Here is a 20,838-nt window from a genome sequence, read left to right as displayed (position 1 = left end):
ACTCACCATTAAAGGGACTCAATTTCCTGTAAACACCAATCAGCCCTGTCTAACACTGCTTGTCGCTGATCGGGTGTTTGCTTGTCCCAATTACCGTATATCATGCCAATGCGCGGGTTCTTACTTAGCCAGTCTCGATGTTTAACCATAAAGCGCCAATATAAGCTGTTCAGTGGACAGGCCTGTTCACCAGTCTTTTCCTTCACCTTGTAATGACACGAAGTGCAATAATCACTCATTTTATTCATGTAGCTACCACTTGCCGCGTAAGGCTTGGAAGCGATCCAGCCGCCGTCGGCAAATTGGCTCATACCACGCGTATTGGGTAATTCCACCCATTCGATGGCATCGATGTAAATACCCAAATACCAATCATCTACTTGCTGAGGTTCAATGCCGGTTAGCAGACAAAAATTGCCTGTCACCATGAGGCGTTGAATATGATGCGCATAAGCAAAGTCGAGGGATTGATGAATGGCTTGCGATAAACAATTCATCTTCGTCTCCCCGGTCCAAAAATACTCAGGTAAGTCTCGCTGAGCGTCGAGGGCATTTTGTTGGCGATAGTCCGGCATGTTTATCCAGTACATGCCGCGTACATACTCGCGCCAACCAAGGATCTGTCTAACAAAGCCTTCAATTTGCGCCAAGTCTATTTGAGGGTCTTGATGAAATTGGGATACAGCGGCTTGTATGACGGTCATGGGGTGAATTAATTTACTGTTGAGCGCGAAGGATAGGCGTGAATGATACAGGCTCCAAGCGTGTTCAGATTGGTCTGTCATGGCGTCTTGAAAGCGACCAAAATTGACTAACAGGTGTTGGCAAAAGTAATCCAGTAATTGATGGGCTTCACGACGGGTTACTGGCCAACTAAGGTGTGAGCCAATTTGTCCAAAACAAGGCACTTGGTGCTGGTGGAGGCGCGCAACAATATCATCTACAGGGTGCTGAAAGCACAATGGCTGTGGAATGTCGGCTAGGTCCTGTTTTTTCAGCTTGTTGCGGTTATTGGCATCATAGTTCCATTGTCCGCCTTCAGGCCCTTCTTCTGTCATCAAAACATCAAAGCGTTTACGCATTTTGCGATAGAAGTGTTCCATGCGCACACTGTGTTTGGCTTTGAAATGAGTTGGAATTTCTGCAAACGGCAATAAGAAGTGCTCAGTATCAAACCACTCTACCTGCAAGGAGGTAGTGCTTTGAAAGCCTTCTAATTGACTAAGTAAACGGTATTCATCCGGTCTTTGAAGCTGAATGGTTTGTGCACCAATTTTGTCTGCTTGTTGTGTTAGTAGTTCGGTCAGGCTAAGCCCTTTGGTATCGTCTAAGGTGAGATGGCAAACTTGATGACCGGCTTGTTGTAAAGCGTCAGCAAAGCCTTGCATGGCCAAAAAGAATGCCGTTACCTTTTGGATGTGATGTTTTACATAGTGGGCTTCAGAGTGCAATTCGGCAATGAGATACAGCACACCAGAGTCGGTTTGTTTAAACCAAGAATGGTTGGCGTTGAGCTGATCGCCCAATATCAAACGAAGGGTGTGAAATTGACTCATGAAGACCTCTTATTTTGAGTTTTGCTCTTGGTTTTACTATTAGGCGAACGAACATGAGTGGCTAATATTCGTTGTTTTTCTATGCGTACTTCAGGCAACTTTCGAAACCCCCAAAGGCGATCGCGAGCGGATTTAGCCGCTTCTTCTAAATTGAGTATAGGTTGCGGGTAGTCGCTGCCAAGTTGGCAGTCATAGAGGGTTTCTTCCATTGGGGACATTTGCCAAGGCGTGTGGATCAGTGGTGCAGGGACATTATGCAATTCAGGCACCCAGCGACGGATAAAGTCGCCCTCTGGATCTTGCTCTTGTGACTGTTTAACTGGGTTGTAAATGCGAATGGTATTGGTGCCCGTTACCGAGGCTTGCATCTGAAACTGCGGGTAGTGAATGCCGGGTTCAAAGTCGAGAAAGAGCTTAGCGAGCGGCTTCACGCCCATGCGCCAATCCAGATTCATATGATGGCACAGAAAGCTCACCAGCATGGCGCGCATACGAAAGTTGATGTAGCCCGTGGCATGTAAGGCGCGCATACAAGCATCGATCATGGGGTAACCGGTTTGGCCGAGATACCAGCGTTCAAAGTCAGGCCAGATTTGTTCGTCATTGCGATAGGGAAAAGCTTGATAAGCCTGATTGACGGGTTGATATTCCATGCGGCACTCACTTTCGAATTTTTGCATAAAGTGGCAATGCCAATGCAGTCTTGAGCTTAGGGCAATCAAGGTGCGTCGCCAGCCTTTGGTGTGCCAACGGGTTAAGAGGTCTTGATACACTTCTCGCAAACTGATGTTGCCCCATGCCAAATAGGGGGAAAGCCTAGTGCAGGCGGAACGGCTGGTTAGCGGGCTGGATAAGGAGCAATAATAATATTGTCCCCGCTCCTCATAGAAGCTGGTTAGGGTTTTCCAAGCAAGCGTGCTGCCGCCGGTTTGCATGCCTTTTTGACTGGTTTGCCAAGCGTCAGGAATATTAATGTTAGGGGAGGTTATCTGGTGCCAAGTGGCCTGTTCCAGTGCCGTTTCTGCGATAGGTTGACGCATAATTTGCTGCCAAGCCTTGTCCCAAGTATCCCGATTTTGTAAACCTCGAATCACCGCACCAGTGGGGAATTCATGCCAGCTTATTTGCGTCTGTTGGCACCAGGCTTTAAGGGCAAGATCACGTTCAAAGGTTAAGCCTAAGCCTATCTCTTCACTGCTGTATAACGCGTGAAATGGCGTGGTTTGGTGAAGGCTTTCTAAGGCTGGTAAGGCTTCTTGATAATCAATGAACAGCTGGGCTTTATAAGGCGTTAGTTGATCCTGCATGTCCATTAGGGACTGCCACACAAAACGCCAGTGACGCTCGTCATAATGTTCGTCAGCGACTAAGCTTGGCTCAAACACATAAAACAAAATGATCGGACGCTGGCTATTGATTGCCTGCTGCAAAGGCTCATGATCGGTTAAGCGTAAATCTCGCTTAAACCAAACCACGACCGGTGCTTGAGTTGAGTCCTGTGAAGTAACTTGAGTCACGAATCGCTAAGACGTTGGATAGAGAGGCCAATCTGCCGCATCGACAGAGTCCAGCTGGCGGTCAAACTCATCCCCTTGCCATTGGCGGATAAAAGCGCCATCTGGGTCGTATTGTTCGGTTTGCTTGTCGAGATTAAAGCGGCGGCCACCACGAGGGTCGGCACCGACACCTGCAATGTACTGCCAATTTCCCCAGTTTGAACCAACATCATAATCCACAAGCTGTTGTTCAAAATAAGCCGCACCATAACGCCAGTCCACACCCAATTCATAAATCAAACAACTGGCAACCAATTGACGACCACGATTACTCATGAAGCCCGTTTGATTGAGTTGCTTCATGCAAGCATTGACGATGGGATAAGGCGTATTGCCTTGGCACCATTTGCGGAAGCGCTCAGGGTAATAAGATAGTTTGGGAGCGTGTTTCGCCAAGCCATTGGGCATGAACAAATGTTTGCCATAGCAAGCGGCGTACCAATGAAAATATTCACGCCATAAAAGCTCAAAGAAAATCCAGTAGGTCGATTCGTTGGCGCCACGGTCTGCTTCATATTGGCGTAATGACGCCAAGATTTGTCTGGGTGAAAGGCTACCTTGTGCTAACCAAGCGGAAAATTTGGTGGAGTTTTCCCAGCCTGACAAGGCATTACGAACTTCTTTGTAATGCTTGGGTAAATCTGTGGTGAAGTAGTCGGTTAATTGTTGTTTCGCCGCTTCTTCGCCTCCAACAAAAGGCCCTTGTGAAGAGATGGATTGTGCTTGCCAAGGGGCGACTTGTGCCAGAGAAAAAGCCACGGCAGTAGGCAACTCTCGAACTTTAGGGATGGGCTCTGCAATGTCCATGGTTTCGACGATGCGACGGAATTTGGAAAAGCTACTAGGTAGATCTGCGACGGCGAAAGGAAATTGCCATGGTTCAAACAAGGTCTGGCCATGATCTATATGAAAATGTACATCAGAAAAGGTTTTAGCCAGCCGACGTAGGCTGGTTTGTTCGTTCCAACCAGCATCATGGTTCAAAAAGACGTGAGAAATAGGCAATTCGTTGAGTATCAATGTCAGGCTGTTTAAAGGATCCAATTGGCTGACATACAGCATTTGTCCTAAACCTTCCAATTCTTGTGCGAGATTGTCTAAGCCTTGCAATAAAAAGGTACGACGCTGTGCAGACATGCCTTGAGTCGCATAGCGTGTCGGGCGTTTGTATTCCGGTGCATCACAGAAAACACACACCAGTTGATCTACTTCTTGCGCGGCTCGCCATAACATTTTTTGGTCAGCACAACGTAAGTCATTACCGAACCATACCAATCCCATCTTCATCACACACCCTCACTTAGTGTCTTATTGCGATACGCAGCAAGGCGTTGTTTGGATCGCTTTTTAGGGGGAAGTGACACATAAAAAAGGAATTTTTACCGACAAATAAAAACCTTAGTAAAAATGGGGTTATAATGCGGCAAAATTTATTATGTCGAATGTAAGGTCGTAACCAATATGAGTCTGCCAAATTGCCCTAAATGTAATTCTGAGTATGTTTATGAAGATCAAGCCATGTTGATCTGTCCTGAGTGTGCTCATGAATGGAATCCGAATGAAGTGGAAGTAGACGAAGATGCTTTGATCATCAAAGACGCTTCCGGCAAGCAGTTGCAAGAAGGTGATAAGGTGACCTTGGCAAAAGATTTAAAAGTAAAAGGGTCATCACAAGTGCTTAAGATTGGTACTAAAGCCACGATCAAACGCTTGGTGGACGGCGATCACGATATTGACTGTAAAGTGGATGGCGCAGGCGACATGATGCTGAAGTCGCAGTTTGTGAAAAAGGCCTCTGCCTAGTCTCATCGAACATTAGCAGAGTAGACGGCTCTCGTTAGCTTTTAGAAAAATGAGCATAATTATGCTCATTTTTTGTTTCTGATGAATAAAATGAGTAATTATTTTCTCATTTATCTGATGTGGGCTATATTTTGAGCACAATATTGCGCATCGAGGGCTGAATGTGAAATCGACTTTAACAGACGAACAGAAACAGAATTTGCTCATTGATTTACTTAGGCAACACATACTGGGGGAGCTGACTCAGGGGCAGCTTCTAAAGTACCTTCGCAAACAGTTTCTGGGGATCTCCCAAAGTGAGTTTGCGGACAAAGTGGGGGTGAGTCGTCGCACCTTAACGGACATTGAGTTAGACAAAGGCAGTCCAGCACAAGCCGTGATTAATAAGGTATTTGAGCCCTTTGGGGTTAAATCCAGTTTGGCACCGATTGAACCCCATGTTGCTTGCTATTTGCTGGTGGGAAGTGGGCAAAGTTAGTAACTTACCGTGGCTTGCCTATAACCTTGTCTAGATGAATAAATGCGGCGAATTAAGGTGTCCCCTAAAATTTAGTCACGACAGTGACACCTGGTGCTGTGGCTGTGTCAATGGTGGTTAATGCTGTGATGGATTCTTCCAAACTAATGGTGCGACCTAAAAGTTTCTCCGGCGCCAGTTTGCCAGATAGCATCATGCTAAGCATGGCGTCATAGCGATACGCCTGCATACCGTGGCTGCCAATGATTTCTAATCCATCTGCGATGACTTTTGCCATCGGCATTGGTGGTGCTGCATGATCAGCCAGCAATAGACCAACTTGAATATGCTTGCCTAATTTACGTAAGCTGCGCACAGAATTGAACGCGGTAAGCGAATGGCCTAGTGCGTCCAGTGATACATGAGCTCCGCCTTTGGTGATCTCGACAATGGCTTCTACAACGTCTGCAACTTGGTTGGCATTGATAACAGCGACTGCGCCTAAAGAGCGAGCCAATTCCAGTTTGTCTTGGTCAATGTCCACCGCAATAACATTGGCGCCCAACGCATTGGCGATCATGATTGCAGATAAGCCAACGCCACCACAGCCATGTACTGCTAGCCATTGACCGGCACTGACTTTACCTTGATCCACTACGGCTCTAAAAGAGGTAACAAAGCGGCAACCAAGACTCGCTGCAGTAGCGAAATCTAAATACTCAGGTAAGGCCACTAGATTAACATCTGCGTGATCTACGGTAGTGTATTCGGCAAATGATCCCCAGTGGGTAAATCCTGGCTGAGTCTGATTGCCACACACTTGATGGTTGCCAGAGTTGCATTCCGCACAGCCACCACAAGCATTGATGAAAGGAACCGTCACTCTGTCACCCACTTTAAAACGGGTAACATCTTTGCCAACTTCTGCAATCACGCCAGCAAACTCATGACCGGGGACGTGCGGTAACACGACATCGGTATCGTGTCCTTGCCAGCAGTGCCAATCACTACGACAGACGCCAGTGGCTTCGACTTTAATAACCACACCATGTGAGGCAGGGGTTGGGTCAGCGACCTGCTGGATGCTAGGTAAAGAAGAAAATGTCTCAATAACGACCGCTTTCATAATGATGCCCTCGAAAAAAGTATTTGAGAAATAGTCTAGACTCAAACAGGGGGATTACTTTGCTATTTTGGTATCGGTTTGGCGTTTATTGGTGCTTTCTTTTATTTAATTGCTATTTTTAAAAGGATCTTTCTTTTGGTGAAGCTCGACAAAGTTGATAAACAAATATTGTCTCTCGTACAGCAGAATGGGCGCTTATCCAACGCGAAGTTAGCCAGTGCTGTTTCCATAAGTGAAACACCTTGCTGGCGTCGTTTAAAACGACTTGAAGAAGAGCAGATTATTCGCAGCTATCAAGCAAACTTAGATCGACGCCGCATGGGGTTTGGTGTCATGGCCTTTGTACAGATCTCTTGTACCAGCCATGACGAGGAAAGCACGCTTCATTTTGAGCAAATTATTGCGAACTCTGAATATGTCTTGGCTTGCCATAATACGACGGGAGAAGCCGATTTTATGCTGCAGGTGGTAGCGAAAGACTTAGACGATTACAGTCGCTTCGTAGAGCAGAGTTTGCGCAAACTTCCTGGCGTGTCTGCGATTCGCTCTAACATTTCATTGCGTGAGGTGAAGTCCTCGAGTCGTCTCCCTATAGATTTTTCTGCTTTATAATAACTACCGTGTAGTGTTTTTTGTAATTCTTCATGGTGAATTGATATAAATTTTCATAGTAAAAATAAGCTACTTTTGGACATTTTTGATGCTTTTTTGATCTATATTCGATTTCGACTTTTTATCGGATTCTGCAACGACTTGTTCCGTATTTAGATCGAAAGGTTCGTATTGCTTGTGCTTTTAAGCGGTAAGATTCTTTTTTTATTTATCGGGAAGTCAATCGAAGGAGTGCACATGACATTGACCGCTTTTTTCAGAAAACAGCTAATAGGGGTACTGATGATGGGCATTTTCTCTGTCTCTGCTCAGGCTATGACAGAACATAAAGATGTGGCTTATGGCTCAGGTGAGCGAAATCAGTTAGACATCTACTTGCCCGAGCATGTTGATAATCCACCCGTTGTGGTCTTTATTCATGGCGGCCGTTGGTTCCGCAATGATAAAGCTCAGATTGAACGTTACGATCGTGTGAATCAATTGATGGATTCAGGGATTGCTCTGGTATCGATTAATTATACTTACAGTACACAAGCTATTTGGCCTGCTCAGTTAAATGATCTTAGAGCGGCGTTTAATTTTGTGCGTAACAATGCTGATAAATATGGTTATGATGCCAGCCGTATTGCGGTATGGGGACAATCTTCTGGTGCACATTTGGCGCTTTGGTCTGCTTTTGATCAAGCACAAAACCCAGATGCCCAGTTGTCGGCCCTAGTGTCTTGGTATGCTCCTTCTGATTTATATCATATGGCAAGTGATCGTAAACAAGACGATGTAGCTGATCGCGCCTCCATGGATGAAGAGCCAGCTCCTGAATCCATTTTAGTTGGGGCAAAAGTTGTGGACAATAAAGCCTTAGCAGACAAGGCGAGTCCGCTGGAATTCCTGGAATCTTTACCATCATCAACACAGTTACCCGCGACCTTATTGGTACACGGCACAAGTGACTTTGTGGTGTCACCATTGCAAACTGAGCGACTTTATAAAGTGATGAAAGCCCGTGATGGCGTGGAATCTGTGAGCATTCGTCGTGTTAAAGATGGTGGACACGGTGGCGATTTGTTTAATGCAGAAGTGGCTCCAGTCGTTGAGTTTTTGAAAGCAGCGTTTCAGTAACAAGCGCGATTTATCTGTCATGAGTAACAGCAAAAAGCCGAGGCAAACAGATTGTGCCTCGGCTTTTTTGTTTCGGAGTATCAATTTTAAATGTAACATTTACGCGTAGTAGTACGACGTAGTTTTTGAATGATTCTTGGGATAGGCAAATTGCCTACTAGAGTGCCAAGTAAAATGCTCACTAAAGCAATCGTCAATCCTAAGCTCCAAGCTTCATCAAATAAAGGAACGGCTAAGCTACTGGCGAACACGGGAACCAAAGCCATTAAGCTGCCCATTCTGGTTGCGCCAATCAAATGAACGGCACGGCCGTAACAAACCATTTGAACTGTGGTGGCCATGACCCCTTGATAGAAAGCTTGCAGTCCCACCATTTGCCAAGAAGCATCTAGAAGATGATGTGGCAAAAACAGGACGTAGACTGGAGCAAACAGAGTGAAAGTCACCGCGATTATGCCTAATGTGGCCTGCCAAGGTGCAAAATGCCAACGTCTTAATAACACAGTGAAAACCCCCCAAAATACACAGGCTAAGACAAAGCTACTATCGCCTAACCAATAACTCGTCCCTGAAGTGAAGGCTTCGACCAACAGTGCCAGTATGCCGACGCTGCTTAATAGAATACCCAGCCAGGCGGCCCTAGAGTGGCGTTCACCCGCTAAAAAGTAAGCGAATACAGCAATCATAATAGGCATTAAGCCTGGGAGTAATAAAGCGGCGTGAGTGGCTGGCGCATTGGCAAAACCATTAAATACCGACAAGGCATAAGCTAAGCCCCCAATAGTACCTAATACCAACATGCGCCATTGCAGGATGACGGTTCTGTGTTGCCAAATGAACGGAGAAAACAGGATGAATGCAGTACCAAAGCGCACCATCATCATGTCAGGCAAAGCCAATGCTGCCAAACTGCCCGCTTTGGATACCAAGATAAACCCTGTCCAGATTGCAACAGCTGCCAGAGCGTAGGCCAGTCCTTTTGTTGGCAAAGTGTCATGTGTCATTTTAGGTATCCTCATCTGTTTAACTTTTAATCAGTCTACGGTATATTTGTATTCATTATAAATGAATAATTAAGAACACTTCGTTCATTAATAATGAATGGTGTTGAATGAAGAGGCCTTGCTATGGAAATATCCGACCTAATTGTGTTTAAAGCTGTGGTAGAGCATCAAGGCGTAACTCGAGCGGCGGAAGCTTTGCATCGCGTGCCCTCAAACGTTACGGCTCGAATTAAAAAGCTAGAGGCGGAGCTGAACATTGATTTGTTTATTCGTGAACACAATCGACTGGTCATTACGTCGGCGGGGCTGAGGTTGCTGGATTACACGCAACAAATTCTACAGCTGCAGAAAAGCGCTATTGCCGAATTAACACAATCGGAACCTTCCGGTCTGTTGAGGTTAGGTTCCATGGAAAGCAGCGCGGCATCACGATTACCGACTCTGTTGTCCAAGTACCATGCGCGTTACCCGGATGTACAAATTGAGCTTATGACCGCGGCTTCCATGCCGCTTATTGATCGGGTGCTAGAGGGAGAGTTGGACCTGGTCATGGCGTCCGATCCACCGGATGATCCAAGATTATTATGCTTCCCTTGTTTTGAAGAAGAGTTGGTGCTCATTATGCCGAAAGCTTGGCAAGATAATGACAGTTTGCCATCAGCGCTGACCATGGTGGGTTATAACAAGGGCTGTTCCTATCGACACAGATTAGAGAGCTGGTTGAAGCGCCACAGTTTAACCTGTGAGCGAGTCATTGAAATACCGAGTCATTTTACTATGTTAGGTTGTGTGGTGGCGGGAATGGGCATTGGTATGGTGCCAAAGTCTTTGCTGGCCTTACACCAAACAGACGGCTTGGCGTATCGGCATGTAGATGAGGATATTGCACAAGCAACGACTTACTTGGTAGCACGCAAAGACAACCCTGCCAGTGCCATCAGTGCCTTCGTTGAATTAGCAACAAACTGAAGCAGCGCTTGAGAACAACGTATGGATTGTACCAGTGAGGTTCTAAATTGATTCATAAAGTTTCAACTATTCCTGCATGCCGTACATGGCGATAATTTAAGCGGCTTGTTAGACTGATTTTCAGTCAACATAATTCATTGATGTCTAAACGAAAGAAGGAATTTGTCATGTCAGCCGATTTTTATTCGCCCAGTGAACTGCTTAAACAAGCGGTAAGAAAACATCAGACCATGCTTAAAGTCATCGCGAGTGTTTTTATTGTATTGGGCTTTTACGCCTTACTCGCACCGACGACGTTTGCCCTAGGAATTGAAAAAATTCTAGGTTGGACATTGTTTATTGCTGCTGTCGCCAGCTTTGCCCATGCTTTTTTTATACGCCAATGGCGCGGTTTTACCTATGATGTGGTCAGTGGTCTCATCTTCGCCTTCATTGCTTTTATTCTGCTAACTAACCCGCTAAGTGGCGTGATCAGTTTAGGGCTAATCATGGCAATCATCTTTGGTGTGGATGGTGTCGTGAAACTCATCCGACTTTTTACAGGCAAATTAACTGGCAGTTATCGTGCTATGGTCGCGGTGTCGGCTGTCTTATCTCTCGCCATTGCTTTACTGATGTTGTGGGATTTACCGAAAGCGGCCCCCATCTTTTTAAGCGTCATTGTGGGGATTAACCTGATTATCAATGGCTTTGGCTTATTGGCTCTAGTGAGATCTTACCGATAATCCTCGGTTATCCGATCGAAGCGGTGTTTTAACTCTTTAACGAGTTAAAACACCGCTTTTTTATTAGAAAATTTCAATCTTAATTTTTTGCCAGAAGCTTTGGCGGCATGATCTACCGAAGCTAAGATCATTCTTCAATAAGATTCTTTTTTATTGCATTACCTGTTTCTATTTCGGCAATGGCTTCGTTTAACGAGAGGCATTATTTGGACTTGCCATTAAATAGGCTGTTTCTTCATACGCTTGAAAGTCTACCAAGCTAATCAGTGCAGCCGATTTCCCGCCCTGACGAGTAATGAGAACAGGTTTATGATCGTTATTCACTTTATCAAGCGTACTGGCAAGATTTGCTCTAAAAGCTGAGTAACTTAGCGTATCCATAATCGACACCTTCAACTAAGTTCCTAAAATTGTACTTGTACCTGCTTTTGTACCCAATAGTTTGCTTTTGGTCTGCCAACAGAATATTTCGATAAAAATCGCCATAGGCAAATGTAGCATGCAGCGCTTAGATGCATCATTAATCTCAGCCGTATCGTGATTTTTTTCAGCTTTCAGCTATCTTCATAATAGTCACGGATAACATGGATAGAGGATTATTATGAAGCTTTCAAATATATTGGCATCGGTTAATCAAGTTGAAAAATCTAAGTTTATTAATGCTCTCGATCGAGTTTGCAATGAAGCAATGACCCATGACAAAGAGCTTGCTAAACGAGTACAAAAGCTCGATGGGCAAATAAAAAATGCGTCGAGTGGTGAAATTGTTCAACTTTTTAAATTAGTTTTACCGTATTTTGAAAAATCCGTAAAAGAACAGTTAGCCATGTTAGGTGTTCAGGCAAGTTTGTTAACGAACATTGTAAGTCGAGATGGAAATAGTATTGCTCGGATGTCTTGGTTAGAAACTCTTTACCTTAAAGAATGGGGGGAGATAGATCGACTCTCTAAAGAAATTAACAACCAGTTTGAAGAGGAAGATCAACAGACTGACTATCTTTCAGAAATAAGGCGTTTAGATATTTATCATGCCTGTTTGAGAGAAGCGTATTTCAATGATGAAGCCCATAATCGAGACGCAAAAATTACTGATGATGAGCGTGGTATCTTAAATATTCTAGCAAGTAAATTGGACATAACGGCTGAATTTAAGAATGCCATAGAGCACCTAGTGAACCAAATTCCTCAAAATGGCGTGATGGATTGCCTAAATGCAATGAGAGAGTTGGGCATTGTTTTTGTGAGGAGAAAAGATCATTTGGTGTTTATTGCTGACGAAGTGGTTGCCATGCTGAATCGTATTTTGGGTAAAGACTTGGCAGATAAACATGTACTTCGAATATTAAGAACTCTTTCTGACGCAGAGTTAAGTAACATTCTTAAGGCTCATGACAAACGCATTCGAGGGATAGAACGAAAAGATAAGATAAAGACCATCATTGCTATGGGGTTAAAAAGTCATCATATGTTGAAAGAGGATCTTTGTCCTTCTGATTCTGGCTTAAATGAAAGAAAAGAGCGTCTAAAATTATTAATAGAAGATCTTAGTTTGGATTTAGAAAAGATTGGAACAACATTGGATGAACGAGCAGATTTAATTATTAGCTGTTTAAACAACTCAGCTGAGTTTGAGTTTAATGCGCTTAGCGCGACAGGGTTTAAAGAGATGTTCGCTTCATTACAGCAGCATTTTCCAGAGCTCAATACAATGCTACAAACAGAATTTGAAATAGAGGATAACGAAGCACTTGATGTTGATAAATTGAGAGCATTAAGTATTACGCCTTATGACATTTTATATGTGTTAACCAATGATGAAGTAAAGGCGGTTCGTGACAGTATGGGGTTGAGTAAAAGAGGGAACCCTAGGTTAATGATTTTAGAGTCATTTGCGGATGCGACAGATCGCTTGATTGAAAATTATGCTGCGCTAGCACAACGAGATTTAGCTGCATTAAAAGCTGAAAATATTGAAATTACTGAGGCTGAAATCGGCGTTAAGTTTGAAGAAGTGACAAAAGCAATTTTTGAGCAGTTAGGTTTAGAGGTAGATGAAGATCTAAGGCGGTCAATCAATACCGCGAAGGATAAGGTCGATATATTACTTTCTTTGAGTGATGATGATGTCATTATTGGAGAAGCAAAAACATGTAAGAATGGGGATTTTGCAAAGTACTCTACTACGTCTCGGCAGGTAAAAGCCTATGTAAATCGATGTGAAAATGCAGGCAAAAGAGTTGCTCAAGTTTTGATCGTAGCGCCTTCTTTTTCTGATGACTTTGTAGAATCAGCCGAAATGGATACAGAGGTCAACATTTCGCTATTAGAAGCGCGTGGCTTAAAACAAATTTTAGATGCTTATAAAAACCGCAGAAACCCTAAATTCTCCGCCAAACTCTTTACCAAAGGTGGCCTACTTAAGACCGATCTGATAGCAAAGAATATATAACTTTGTGATCAACATAAAAAAACGCCCTTTGCTAAGGCAAAGGGCGTATCAAGGTCTGAATGAGTAGCCGTTGAATCGAAAGAAGGGGTCTTCAATTCAACGAGGGCCTTACCTAATCCACTTAGTGGCGGATTAGGTAATCAAATGCGCCGAGGGCAGCCGTTGCACCTGATCCCATTGAGATGATGATTTGTTTGTAAGGTGCAGTGGTGACATCACCCGCGGCGAATACACCAGGCATTGATGTCTCACCGTGTCCGTTCACCACAATTTCACCACGGTTAGTCAATTCCAGTGTGTCTTTTAGGAATTCGCTGTTTGGCACCAAGCCAATTTGCACGAAGATTCCGGCCACATCCACTAGATGAGATTCGTCTGTCTTGCGATCTGTGTATTTCAGGCCAATCACGCGTTCGCCATCGCCCAATACTTCGGTTGTCATGGCATTTTTGATGATGGTCACATTGGCAAGTGATTCAGCCTTTTTCACCAATACATCGTCAGCGCGAAGTGTGTCGCCAAATTCCAGTACGGTAACGTGTTCAACGATACCAGCAAGGTCAATGGCTGCTTCGATACCAGAGTTACCACCACCAATAACCGCGGTTTTCTTACCTTTGAACAATGGACCGTCACAGTGTGGGCAGTAAGCAACGCCTTTACCGCGGTATTCTTGTTCGCCAGGAACGTTCATTTCTCTCCAGCGAGCACCGGTTGCCAGAATGACAGACTTACTCTTAAGAACCGCACCATTTTCCAGTTCAACTTCTACTAAGTCTTTTTTCTCTAAGCGCACGGCTTTCTGAGTTTTCATTAGGTCAACATCGTAATCCAGTACATGCTGCTCAAGGCCTGCGACCAGTTTTGGACCGTCAGTGGCTTTGACGGAAATGAAGTTCTCAATGGCCATAGTGTCGGCCACTTGACCACCGAAACGTTCTGCGACAACACCAGTACGGATACCTTTACGTGCAGAGTAGATGGCTGCTGCAGCACCTGCTGGTCCACCACCTACAACTAAGACGTCATACGCTTCTTTTTCGGATAGAGAAGCAGCTTGTTTGTCAGCGGCACCTGTGTCGACTTTGTTTAGAATTTCATCCAATGTCATACGACCTTGGCCAAAGTGCTCGCCATTTAAGAAGACGGCAGGTACGGCCATGATGTTGCGCTCGTCCACTTCACTCTGGAATAAGGCGCCGTCGATCATGGTGGCGGTAATCTTCGGATTGAGTACGGCCATTAGGTTAACCGCTTGAACTACGTCTGGGCAGTTGTGACATGAGAGGGAAATGTACACCTCAAAGTTCAGTTCGGCGTCTAAGCCTTTAATTTGTTCTAGGGTTTCCTGTGCTGCTTTCGATGGGTGACCACCGGCTTGCAAAAGTGCTAGCACAAGAGAGGTAAATTCGTGTCCCATTGGGATACCGGCAAAGCGAACGCGAGGTGCTTCGTCTTTTGGGCCAATGGCCATTTGTGGCGCACGACCGCTAGGGTTCTCATCAATGGTTAGGCCAATTTTGGCAGAGTTTAATGATTCAATATCTTGTGCAAGGGCAACCAATTCTGCTGATTTGTCATTGCCATTTGAGGACACAGTAATCTCAATCGGATTAACGATATTTTGAAGGTACGTGCCCAACTGTTGTTTCATATTTGCGTCTAACATAGTGTTTAACCCGTTTAAAGTTGAGGATTACTGTAAATTTCGGGCGTAAAAATCCAAGCCTAACAAGCTCTGCTTGAGGCGATTGCACCGAAAGATTTTGTGTTGAGGGCTTAGTGCCAAGACTGGGCAAGCCCAAGGTTGGACGCGGCGCGTCCAACCGTTAGGAGAGTCGTCTTAGATTTTGCCGACTAGGTCTAGAGATGGAGCCAATGTCGCTTCACCTTCTTTCCATTTAGCTGGGCAAACTTCGCCTGGGTGAGCAGCAACATATTGAGCCGCTTTTACTTTGCGAAGAAGGTCTTCTGCGTCACGGCCGATACCTTCAGCTGTGATTTCCATTGCTTGGATTGTACCTTCTGGGTCAATCAAGAAAGTGGCGCGGTCTGCAAGACCTTGGCCTTCACGCATCACACCAAAGTTGTTAGTGATGTTGCCAGTTTGGTCGCCTACCATGTAGTAGTTGATTTTACCGATAGTGTCAGAGCTGTCGTGCCAAGCTTTGTGAGTGAAGTGAGTGTCTGTAGAAACAGAGAATACTTCAACGCCACGAGATTGTAGTTCTTCGTATTTGTCAGCAACGTCGCCAAGTTCAGTTGGACATACAAAAGTGAAGTCAGCTGGGTAGAAGAAGAACACGGCCCATTTGCCTAGTACGTCTTTTTCAGAGATTTCTACGAATTCGCCGTTTTTAAAAGCAGTTGCGTTAAATGGTTTGATTTGAGTGTTGATCATTTTGTGTCTCCTAATAAGTGTTTGCGTTACCAACAAGACACATATTAGAAGACATCCTAAAATTAATAAAATTGTTATTATTTAGTATGCTAATTTAAAAAAGCTATCATCAAGCAAACTAGAGGATTCATCTGGGTATAATGCCCGGATTTCAACAATTTGTGGCATCAGCTTAATGGCCAGATCGGCTAAATCAGGATCGAAATGCTTGCCTTTTTGTTCGCTTAGGTACTCGATGGTTTGTTCGACGGTCCAAGGCTCTTTGTAAGGTCGTTTGGACAGCAAGGCATCAATCACATCTGCGATCGCGACAATGCGTCCTTCCAATGGGATTTGATCTGCCATTAATTGGTTTGGGTAGCCACTGCCATCCCACTTTTCATGATGGGTTAAAGAAACCACACTGGCCATGAACAGCAATGGATCGTCGTCAGACTCAAGAATTTGCGCGCCGATAAGAGGATGCTTTTTCATTTCCTCCCACTCATCTGGTGTCAGTTTACCGGGTTTGCGCAAGATGTTATCAGACACCCCTATTTTACCAACATCATGCATAGGCGCGGCTTGAAAAAGACGCTCCACCCAAGCCTGATCACTGACCGTATGTTCGGCCAATAAGCGTGAGATGAGGCTCATTCTAATGACATGGGCACCTGTTTCATTATCCTTGTACTCGACGGCTTTACCAAGGTGCTGAATGATGCGCAGTTTGCTGTCTTGTAGGGCTTTGGTTCGTTCTTGTACTTGGTTAAATAATTGTCGATTTTGATCGAACAGCGCCAAATGAGTGCGCACCCGCGCACGAACTAATTTGGGCGAAAAAGGCTTGGTAATGTAATCAACTGCGCCTAGATCAAAGCCGTACTCTTCATCCCCTGCTTCATGTTTGGCGGTCACAAAAATCACTGGAATGTGCGCGGTTGTCGGGTCGGCTTTTAAGTGTTTACAAACTTGGTAACCGTCCATTTCAGGCATCATGACGTCGAGTAAGATCAGGTCAGGCTTTGGCTGGTGTTTGTCTTGTGCAATGGCCAACGCTCTTGCACCATTGAGAGCGACCTTCAATTGATAGTCGTCACGCAGGGACGCGGCCAAGAGGTCGATGTTTTCAGGTGTATCATCGACCAGCAAGATGGTCGCTTGTGTCGTTCCATCGATTGAATGAAGGTTGCTGATGTTGCTCATAATATAACTCGCTAAGATTGAATCTTTTTGTCTAAATTGTCGACGCAAGCTAAAGCACTATCAAAGTCATAATAGGCTACGGCATCGCAAATCAGTTTGAATAAGGTTTTTTCATCGTCCTTGTTGAAGTAAGGGGCAAGCTGTTGCGCAAGCTCTTGCGCTTTGATTGAATTTTGCTCCAAGTAATGGCGTAAGTCGCTCAATTGTTTGTGTTTTTCCTCAGAGCTTAAGGACTTCTCTTCACTTTGATCGTTACTGCTTTTAGGTAATTTGGACTGCCATAACATTAAACCACTCAGGATGCTTTCGAGCTCAAATGCCAGTTCGGCTTTGACGTCTTGTTGTGAGCAATCTGTCTCCAGCTCGGCGGCCATTTTGCTCAGATTGGTCATTCCCAGTGTGGCGGCAATCGATTTTAAGGTATGGCTTAAACGCTTGGCTTCGGCCCATTCTTGTTGTACCAAATGTTGTTCAAATTCCGTGATAAAGGTCTGGTATTTCTCAAGGAAGCGGGTCAGCATTTTGCAATAGAGAGCTTCGGTATGAGTATGCTTCAGCCCTTGTTTTATGTTGATGTTAGGCAAGTGTGGCAGAGCCAAGTTTGCTTGCAACGTCGAGTCATCACTCACAGATGAATCGACTTGAGTATGGTGTGTTAGTGGTGCAGTCTCAGGCAACCATTTGGATATCGTCGAAAACATATTATGAGTGTTAATCGGTTTGGCAATATGGTCATTCATGCCTGCTTCCATGGCTCTTTGAATGTCATGAGTTAATACATTGGCGGTCAGGGCAATGACTGGTAAACGGTCAAATTTTGCTTGTTGACGAATGGCGCGGGTGGCTTGATAACCATCCATAACAGGCATCTGGCAATCCATTAGAACAAGATCAAAGGTGTTATTTTCAATTTTCTCTAGCGCTTCCTGGCCATTCATTGCCACACTGAGTTCGACTTTTTGTTGGTTGAGTAATTCTTCCGCTAATTCTCGATTAATCTCGTTGTCTTCTACTAATAGAATGCGTGCACCTTCTAGATTCAAATAGTGTGTTGACTGCTCGTCCGTGTCTACCTGCTGGGTGATGATGGTTTGATCTAAGCGATGAGACGACATGATGGCGTCAAACAGGCTAGATAAGGTAACTGGCTTGGTTAAGTAGCCCGCGATGTCTAAATCACTGGCAGCTTGTCTGACCGTTGCTAAGCTGTGTGCGGTGACCATAATCATTGTGGGTAGCGTTTTGTCTGACTGGTTTAAAATGTGGCGGCAAGTTTCGATGCCATCCATTTTAGGCATCTGCCAATCGACTAAAATAAGCTGGTATTCGCTGCCTTCGGATTGGGCTCGTTGTACCCGCTCAAGCGCTTGAAAGCCATCTTTTGCCGAATCACAGCACAATCCCAAAGCTTTGACGTTTGAACTGAGAATTTCTCTTGCGGCATCATTGTCATCAATCACCAAAACACGCTGAATGCTGGGCATGTGTGTCACATCGTCCTGTTGGCTTACGACGTCTGAGGTGGTCAGCTGAATGGTAAAGTGGAACGTACTGCCTTGATCTTCTTTACTTTCTACCCAGATTTCACCGCCCATGAGCTCGGACAATTGTTTTGAAATTGCTAGCCCCAGTCCAGTTCCACCAAAGCGGCGGGTCGTTGATGAATCGGCCGGTGAGAAAGAGCGGAACAGGTGTTTTTGATTCTCTTCACTGATCCCAATGCCGGTATCTTGAACAGAAAAATGCAACTCTATGTCTCGGTCATTGAGTATCTGATTGAGTCCGACGTGAATAATCACTTCGCCGCTACTAGTAAATTTGACTGCATTATTGCCTAAATTAAGCAAAACTTGTCTGAGGCGCAAAGCGTCACCTATTAAGTTGTTTGGCAATTCTGGCGAGACGTTAAAAATCAGCTCAAGGCCTTTTTCTTCCACTTTTAAAGACAAAATGTTGGCCACATCCGAGAGAACATCTTGTAGATGAAAAGGGTGCTTTTCGATCTCTACTTTTCCGGCTTCGATTTTCGAAAAATCGAGGATATCGTTGATAATGCCCAGTAGGGATTCGGCAGAGCCCAGTACCTTTTGGATGTAGTTTTGTGGCTTTTCTTCGAGACCCGTCTGTAATGCCAGATGAGACATGCCAATGATGGAGTTCATAGGCGTGCGAATTTCATGACTCATATTGGCTAGAAAGTCACTTTTCGCTTGATTGGCTTGTTCGGCGATCTCTTTAGCTTGTTTAAGCTCAAAGGTTTGTTCTTCGATCTCTTGTTCCAATTGCTCTTTGTAAGATTCCAAAGAACGTTGGGTTTGTTGACGTTTGGTGATGTCTCGCCAAGTACAAATGATGGCCTCTTGATCCTGATAGGTGACAGATAGCAACGTCATGTCTGCGTATATCGGTTGAGCGTCATCGCCTCTAAAGAGCCATTCTGTCTGTGCTTGCCCTGTCGTCTTGACCGTATTCAGCAGTGTGTCAATTTCGCCAGTTGAATGCTTACCATTGGCTTGGAATGTGGGTGTTAGGTGTATAAGCGAGTGTTTTTTAAGGTCGTTAAATATATGGCTCAGCTTGTTCGTGGCGGCTTCGTTTATTTCAACGATTTGTTCATTCACCATAATCCAAGCAGGATCTGGCGAGGATTCAAACATAGAACGAAAACGGTCTTCACTCTCAATGATGTGTTTGAGTTGACGGGATAGCTTTCGCGAAATCGCCCAAGCCAGTAGAAGGGTGATGAAAATAGTCGCTGCACTGACCAGTCCAGATTGTAGGCTGACCGCTTGCAGTTCATCCCCAATCTGTTTTTCAAATGAGTGAGACTCTTTCTGTACCAAAATATTGATCTGATCTAAATAAGACTCAATAGGAAAGAAAGTATTGTCTAATGCTTGTCCTAGCACTTTGGCCTCATTCTCTAAGACGATGTTTTGTCTTAGGTCACTAAGCAAGGCTGCGGTAGGCTGAGCGGTGTTTTGAACCTTGTCTGATCGCGATTCTGGATTGTTATAGAGGATGTTTGTGAGGTCGCTAAGTTGACGATCGATGCTGGTTGCGTAAGCAGGGTAAACAGGTCGAATAACCTCAACCGTTTCTTCTAAAAGCACAATAGAAGGCGTCAAGCTGTTGTTAATTAGATCGTTTAGTTCATTGATATTGTTAATATAAAACAGAGAAAACAAGGCGGTATCAAGTTCAACAACGTCTTCGATTAGCATGGTTAAAGCGGTATCTAAATGGGTGTCTCTCAAACTGATATAGTATTCCAGCAGGTTGGACTGACTGTCCTCTTGTTGTCGATTGTAATCGTAGAGTGTACGGTTTTCCTGCTGACGATAGCGACTGTTTAGGGCATTCGCTAAGCTACGTAGTGCTTCAACTTTTAACTGTGCTTGTTCAATGCGTTGGTTTAACGCTGACTGCGCGGCAAACTCTGCTTTACGGTCATGCCAGTCTGCTACGCGATTAAAAATACTTTCAATCGCCATGCCCTGCTGCTTTAGGCGGTCCGCTAAAGCCAGCAGTTCTATTTGCTGGCCGGAGCTATTTTGTAAGTCTGTGGCGGTTTGTTGATATTGGGTAAGCCAGGCTTCGGAGTTTAGGTCGTGATTGTGGTCATTTTCCCTTAAATGTCGGTGCATTGCGTTATGTTGAGCGGGGACGATTTCACGCAGTTTAGCCGTATTGCGTAACATAGCATTTTGTTGTTCAACCAGCAGTTGCTGCTGGACGCGAAGATTTTGAATGGTGCTGGCCAAAATGGCGGCGCCAATAAGAGTGGCAAACAGCACCACACCTGCCATTACCCAGACAAGTAGAGAAGTTGTATTGTTGAAGTGCTTAACTGTTCGCATGATATCCCTGCTTTAA

17 protein-coding genes are annotated in these 20,838 nt (G+C 44.7%); 7 read left to right on the top strand and 10 right to left on the bottom strand.

Annotation, left to right across the window (positions count from 1 at the left end):
- Positions 1-8: 8 nt before the first annotated feature.
- Genes DFP76_RS01795 through DFP76_RS01785 form a run of 3 tightly spaced genes read right to left on the bottom strand, consistent with a single transcriptional unit; the run spans position 9 to position 4,399 of the window.
- Positions 9-1,556: a cryptochrome/photolyase family protein gene (locus tag DFP76_RS01795; RefSeq protein WP_113872966.1), complete on the bottom strand. Its 1,548-nt coding sequence runs from the start codon at positions 1,554-1,556 to the stop codon at positions 9-11.
- On the bottom strand, positions 1,553-3,073 hold the full coding sequence (locus DFP76_RS01790) for a cryptochrome/deoxyribodipyrimidine photo-lyase family protein (protein ID WP_245931841.1): 1,521 nt from the start codon (positions 3,071-3,073) through the stop codon (positions 1,553-1,555). The genes DFP76_RS01795 and DFP76_RS01790 overlap by 4 nt, the downstream gene beginning before the upstream one ends.
- A 6-nt stretch (positions 3,074-3,079) precedes the next feature.
- Positions 3,080-4,399 carry a DASH family cryptochrome gene (locus tag DFP76_RS01785; protein ID WP_113872965.1) on the bottom strand — a complete coding sequence of 440 codons (1,320 nt, stop codon included), beginning with the start codon at positions 4,397-4,399 and terminating at the stop codon, positions 3,080-3,082.
- Positions 4,400-4,573: 174 nt separating this feature from the next.
- On the opposite strand from DFP76_RS01785, the gene DFP76_RS01780 reads away from it, so the two are divergent.
- Both DFP76_RS01780 and DFP76_RS01775 read left to right on the top strand, forming a co-directional pair.
- Positions 4,574-4,915, top strand: coding sequence for a zinc ribbon domain-containing protein YjdM (locus tag DFP76_RS01780; protein WP_113872964.1), 342 nt, complete (start codon positions 4,574-4,576; stop codon positions 4,913-4,915).
- A 163-nt stretch (positions 4,916-5,078) separates the two neighbouring features.
- Positions 5,079-5,393: a helix-turn-helix transcriptional regulator gene (locus tag DFP76_RS01775; protein WP_113872963.1), complete on the top strand. Its 315-nt coding sequence runs from the start codon at positions 5,079-5,081 to the stop codon at positions 5,391-5,393.
- Between the two features lie 64 nt (positions 5,394-5,457).
- Here DFP76_RS01775 and DFP76_RS01770 read toward each other — a convergent pair whose 3' ends face one another.
- A complete protein-coding gene (locus DFP76_RS01770) occupies positions 5,458-6,498 on the bottom strand; it encodes a zinc-dependent alcohol dehydrogenase family protein (RefSeq protein WP_113872962.1) in 1,041 nt (346 codons plus the stop codon).
- Between the two features lie 138 nt (positions 6,499-6,636).
- Here DFP76_RS01770 and DFP76_RS01765 point away from each other — a divergent pair, with 138 nt between their 5' ends.
- Both DFP76_RS01765 and DFP76_RS01760 read left to right on the top strand, forming a co-directional pair.
- Positions 6,637-7,110: an Lrp/AsnC family transcriptional regulator gene (locus DFP76_RS01765; RefSeq protein WP_245931840.1), complete on the top strand. Its 474-nt coding sequence runs from the start codon at positions 6,637-6,639 to the stop codon at positions 7,108-7,110.
- Between the two features lie 237 nt (positions 7,111-7,347).
- On the top strand, positions 7,348-8,229 hold the full coding sequence (locus DFP76_RS01760; RefSeq protein ID WP_113872961.1) for an alpha/beta hydrolase: 882 nt from the start codon (positions 7,348-7,350) through the stop codon (positions 8,227-8,229).
- An 86-nt stretch (positions 8,230-8,315) separates the two neighbouring features.
- Here the strand turns inward: DFP76_RS01760 and DFP76_RS01755 are convergent, their stop codons facing one another.
- Entirely contained in the window at positions 8,316-9,233 is a 918-nt protein-coding gene (locus tag DFP76_RS01755; protein WP_113872960.1) for a DMT family transporter, read from the bottom strand.
- A 123-nt stretch (positions 9,234-9,356) separates the two neighbouring features.
- Between DFP76_RS01755 and DFP76_RS01750 the strand changes: the two genes are divergently transcribed.
- On the top strand, positions 9,357-10,202 hold the full coding sequence (locus DFP76_RS01750; RefSeq protein ID WP_113872959.1) for a LysR substrate-binding domain-containing protein: 846 nt from the start codon (positions 9,357-9,359) through the stop codon (positions 10,200-10,202).
- Between the two features lie 167 nt (positions 10,203-10,369).
- Positions 10,370-10,927, top strand: a complete 558-nt coding sequence (locus tag DFP76_RS01745) for an HdeD family acid-resistance protein (RefSeq protein WP_181799774.1) — start codon at positions 10,370-10,372, stop codon at positions 10,925-10,927.
- 189 nt (positions 10,928-11,116) lie between these two features.
- On the opposite strand, the gene DFP76_RS01740 is transcribed toward DFP76_RS01745, so the two are convergent.
- The gene (locus tag DFP76_RS01740; RefSeq protein WP_245931839.1) at positions 11,117-11,308 is read right to left on the bottom strand and encodes a type II toxin-antitoxin system Phd/YefM family antitoxin; all 192 of its coding nucleotides are present in this window, start codon (positions 11,306-11,308) and stop codon (positions 11,117-11,119) included.
- A 220-nt stretch (positions 11,309-11,528) separates the two neighbouring features.
- Between DFP76_RS01740 and DFP76_RS01735 the strand changes: the two genes are divergently transcribed.
- Positions 11,529-13,376: a hypothetical protein gene (locus DFP76_RS01735; protein WP_113872957.1), complete on the top strand. Its 1,848-nt coding sequence runs from the start codon at positions 11,529-11,531 to the stop codon at positions 13,374-13,376.
- 121 nt (positions 13,377-13,497) lie between these two features.
- Here DFP76_RS01735 and ahpF read toward each other — a convergent pair whose 3' ends face one another.
- The 4 genes from ahpF to DFP76_RS01715 form a co-directional block, all read right to left on the bottom strand.
- A complete protein-coding gene (ahpF, locus tag DFP76_RS01730; RefSeq protein WP_113872956.1) occupies positions 13,498-15,045 on the bottom strand; it encodes an alkyl hydroperoxide reductase subunit F in 1,548 nt (515 codons plus the stop codon).
- A 174-nt stretch (positions 15,046-15,219) separates the two neighbouring features.
- Positions 15,220-15,777, bottom strand: a complete 558-nt coding sequence (gene ahpC, locus DFP76_RS01725; RefSeq protein WP_113872955.1) for an alkyl hydroperoxide reductase subunit C — start codon at positions 15,775-15,777, stop codon at positions 15,220-15,222.
- 81 nt (positions 15,778-15,858) lie between these two features.
- Entirely contained in the window at positions 15,859-16,962 is a 1,104-nt protein-coding gene (locus DFP76_RS01720; protein ID WP_113872954.1) for a response regulator, read from the bottom strand.
- A gap of 11 nt (positions 16,963-16,973) precedes the next feature.
- Complete coding sequence (locus DFP76_RS01715) at positions 16,974-20,822, bottom strand: response regulator (RefSeq protein ID WP_113872953.1); 3,849 nt, start codon at positions 20,820-20,822, stop codon at positions 16,974-16,976.
- Between the last annotated feature and the right edge of the window lie 16 nt (positions 20,823-20,838).

Source organism: Marinomonas aquiplantarum (assembly GCF_003314975.1).
GTDB classification, from domain to species: Bacteria; Pseudomonadota; Gammaproteobacteria; order Pseudomonadales; family Marinomonadaceae; genus Marinomonas; species Marinomonas aquiplantarum.
This window is presented reverse-complemented; position numbering and strand designations above follow the sequence as displayed.

Bases quoted from the DNA above. Each gene is read 5' to 3' on its own strand.
- DFP76_RS01795 (WP_113872966.1), bottom strand. From the start codon at position 1,556: ATGAGTCAATTTCACACCCTTCGTTTGATATTGGGCGATCAGCTCAAC.
- DFP76_RS01785 (WP_113872965.1), bottom strand. From the start codon at position 4,399: ATGAAGATGGGATTGGTATGGTTCGGTAATGACTTACGTTGTGCTGAC.
- DFP76_RS01780 (WP_113872964.1), top strand. From the start codon at position 4,574: ATGAGTCTGCCAAATTGCCCTAAATGTAATTCTGAGTATGTTTATGAA.
- DFP76_RS01770 (WP_113872962.1), bottom strand. From the start codon at position 6,498: ATGAAAGCGGTCGTTATTGAGACATTTTCTTCTTTACCTAGCATCCAG.
- DFP76_RS01760 (WP_113872961.1), top strand. From the start codon at position 7,348: ATGACATTGACCGCTTTTTTCAGAAAACAGCTAATAGGGGTACTGATG.
- DFP76_RS01755 (WP_113872960.1), bottom strand. From the start codon at position 9,233: ATGACACATGACACTTTGCCAACAAAAGGACTGGCCTACGCTCTGGCA.
- DFP76_RS01750 (WP_113872959.1), top strand. From the start codon at position 9,357: ATGGAAATATCCGACCTAATTGTGTTTAAAGCTGTGGTAGAGCATCAA.
- DFP76_RS01745 (WP_181799774.1), top strand. From the start codon at position 10,370: ATGTCAGCCGATTTTTATTCGCCCAGTGAACTGCTTAAACAAGCGGTA.
- DFP76_RS01740 (WP_245931839.1), bottom strand. From the start codon at position 11,308: ATGGATACGCTAAGTTACTCAGCTTTTAGAGCAAATCTTGCCAGTACG.
- DFP76_RS01735 (WP_113872957.1), top strand. From the start codon at position 11,529: ATGAAGCTTTCAAATATATTGGCATCGGTTAATCAAGTTGAAAAATCT.
- ahpF (WP_113872956.1), bottom strand. From the start codon at position 15,045: ATGTTAGACGCAAATATGAAACAACAGTTGGGCACGTACCTTCAAAAT.
- ahpC (WP_113872955.1), bottom strand. From the start codon at position 15,777: ATGATCAACACTCAAATCAAACCATTTAACGCAACTGCTTTTAAAAAC.
- DFP76_RS01720 (WP_113872954.1), bottom strand. From the start codon at position 16,962: ATGAGCAACATCAGCAACCTTCATTCAATCGATGGAACGACACAAGCG.
- DFP76_RS01715 (WP_113872953.1), bottom strand. From the start codon at position 20,822: ATGCGAACAGTTAAGCACTTCAACAATACAACTTCTCTACTTGTCTGG.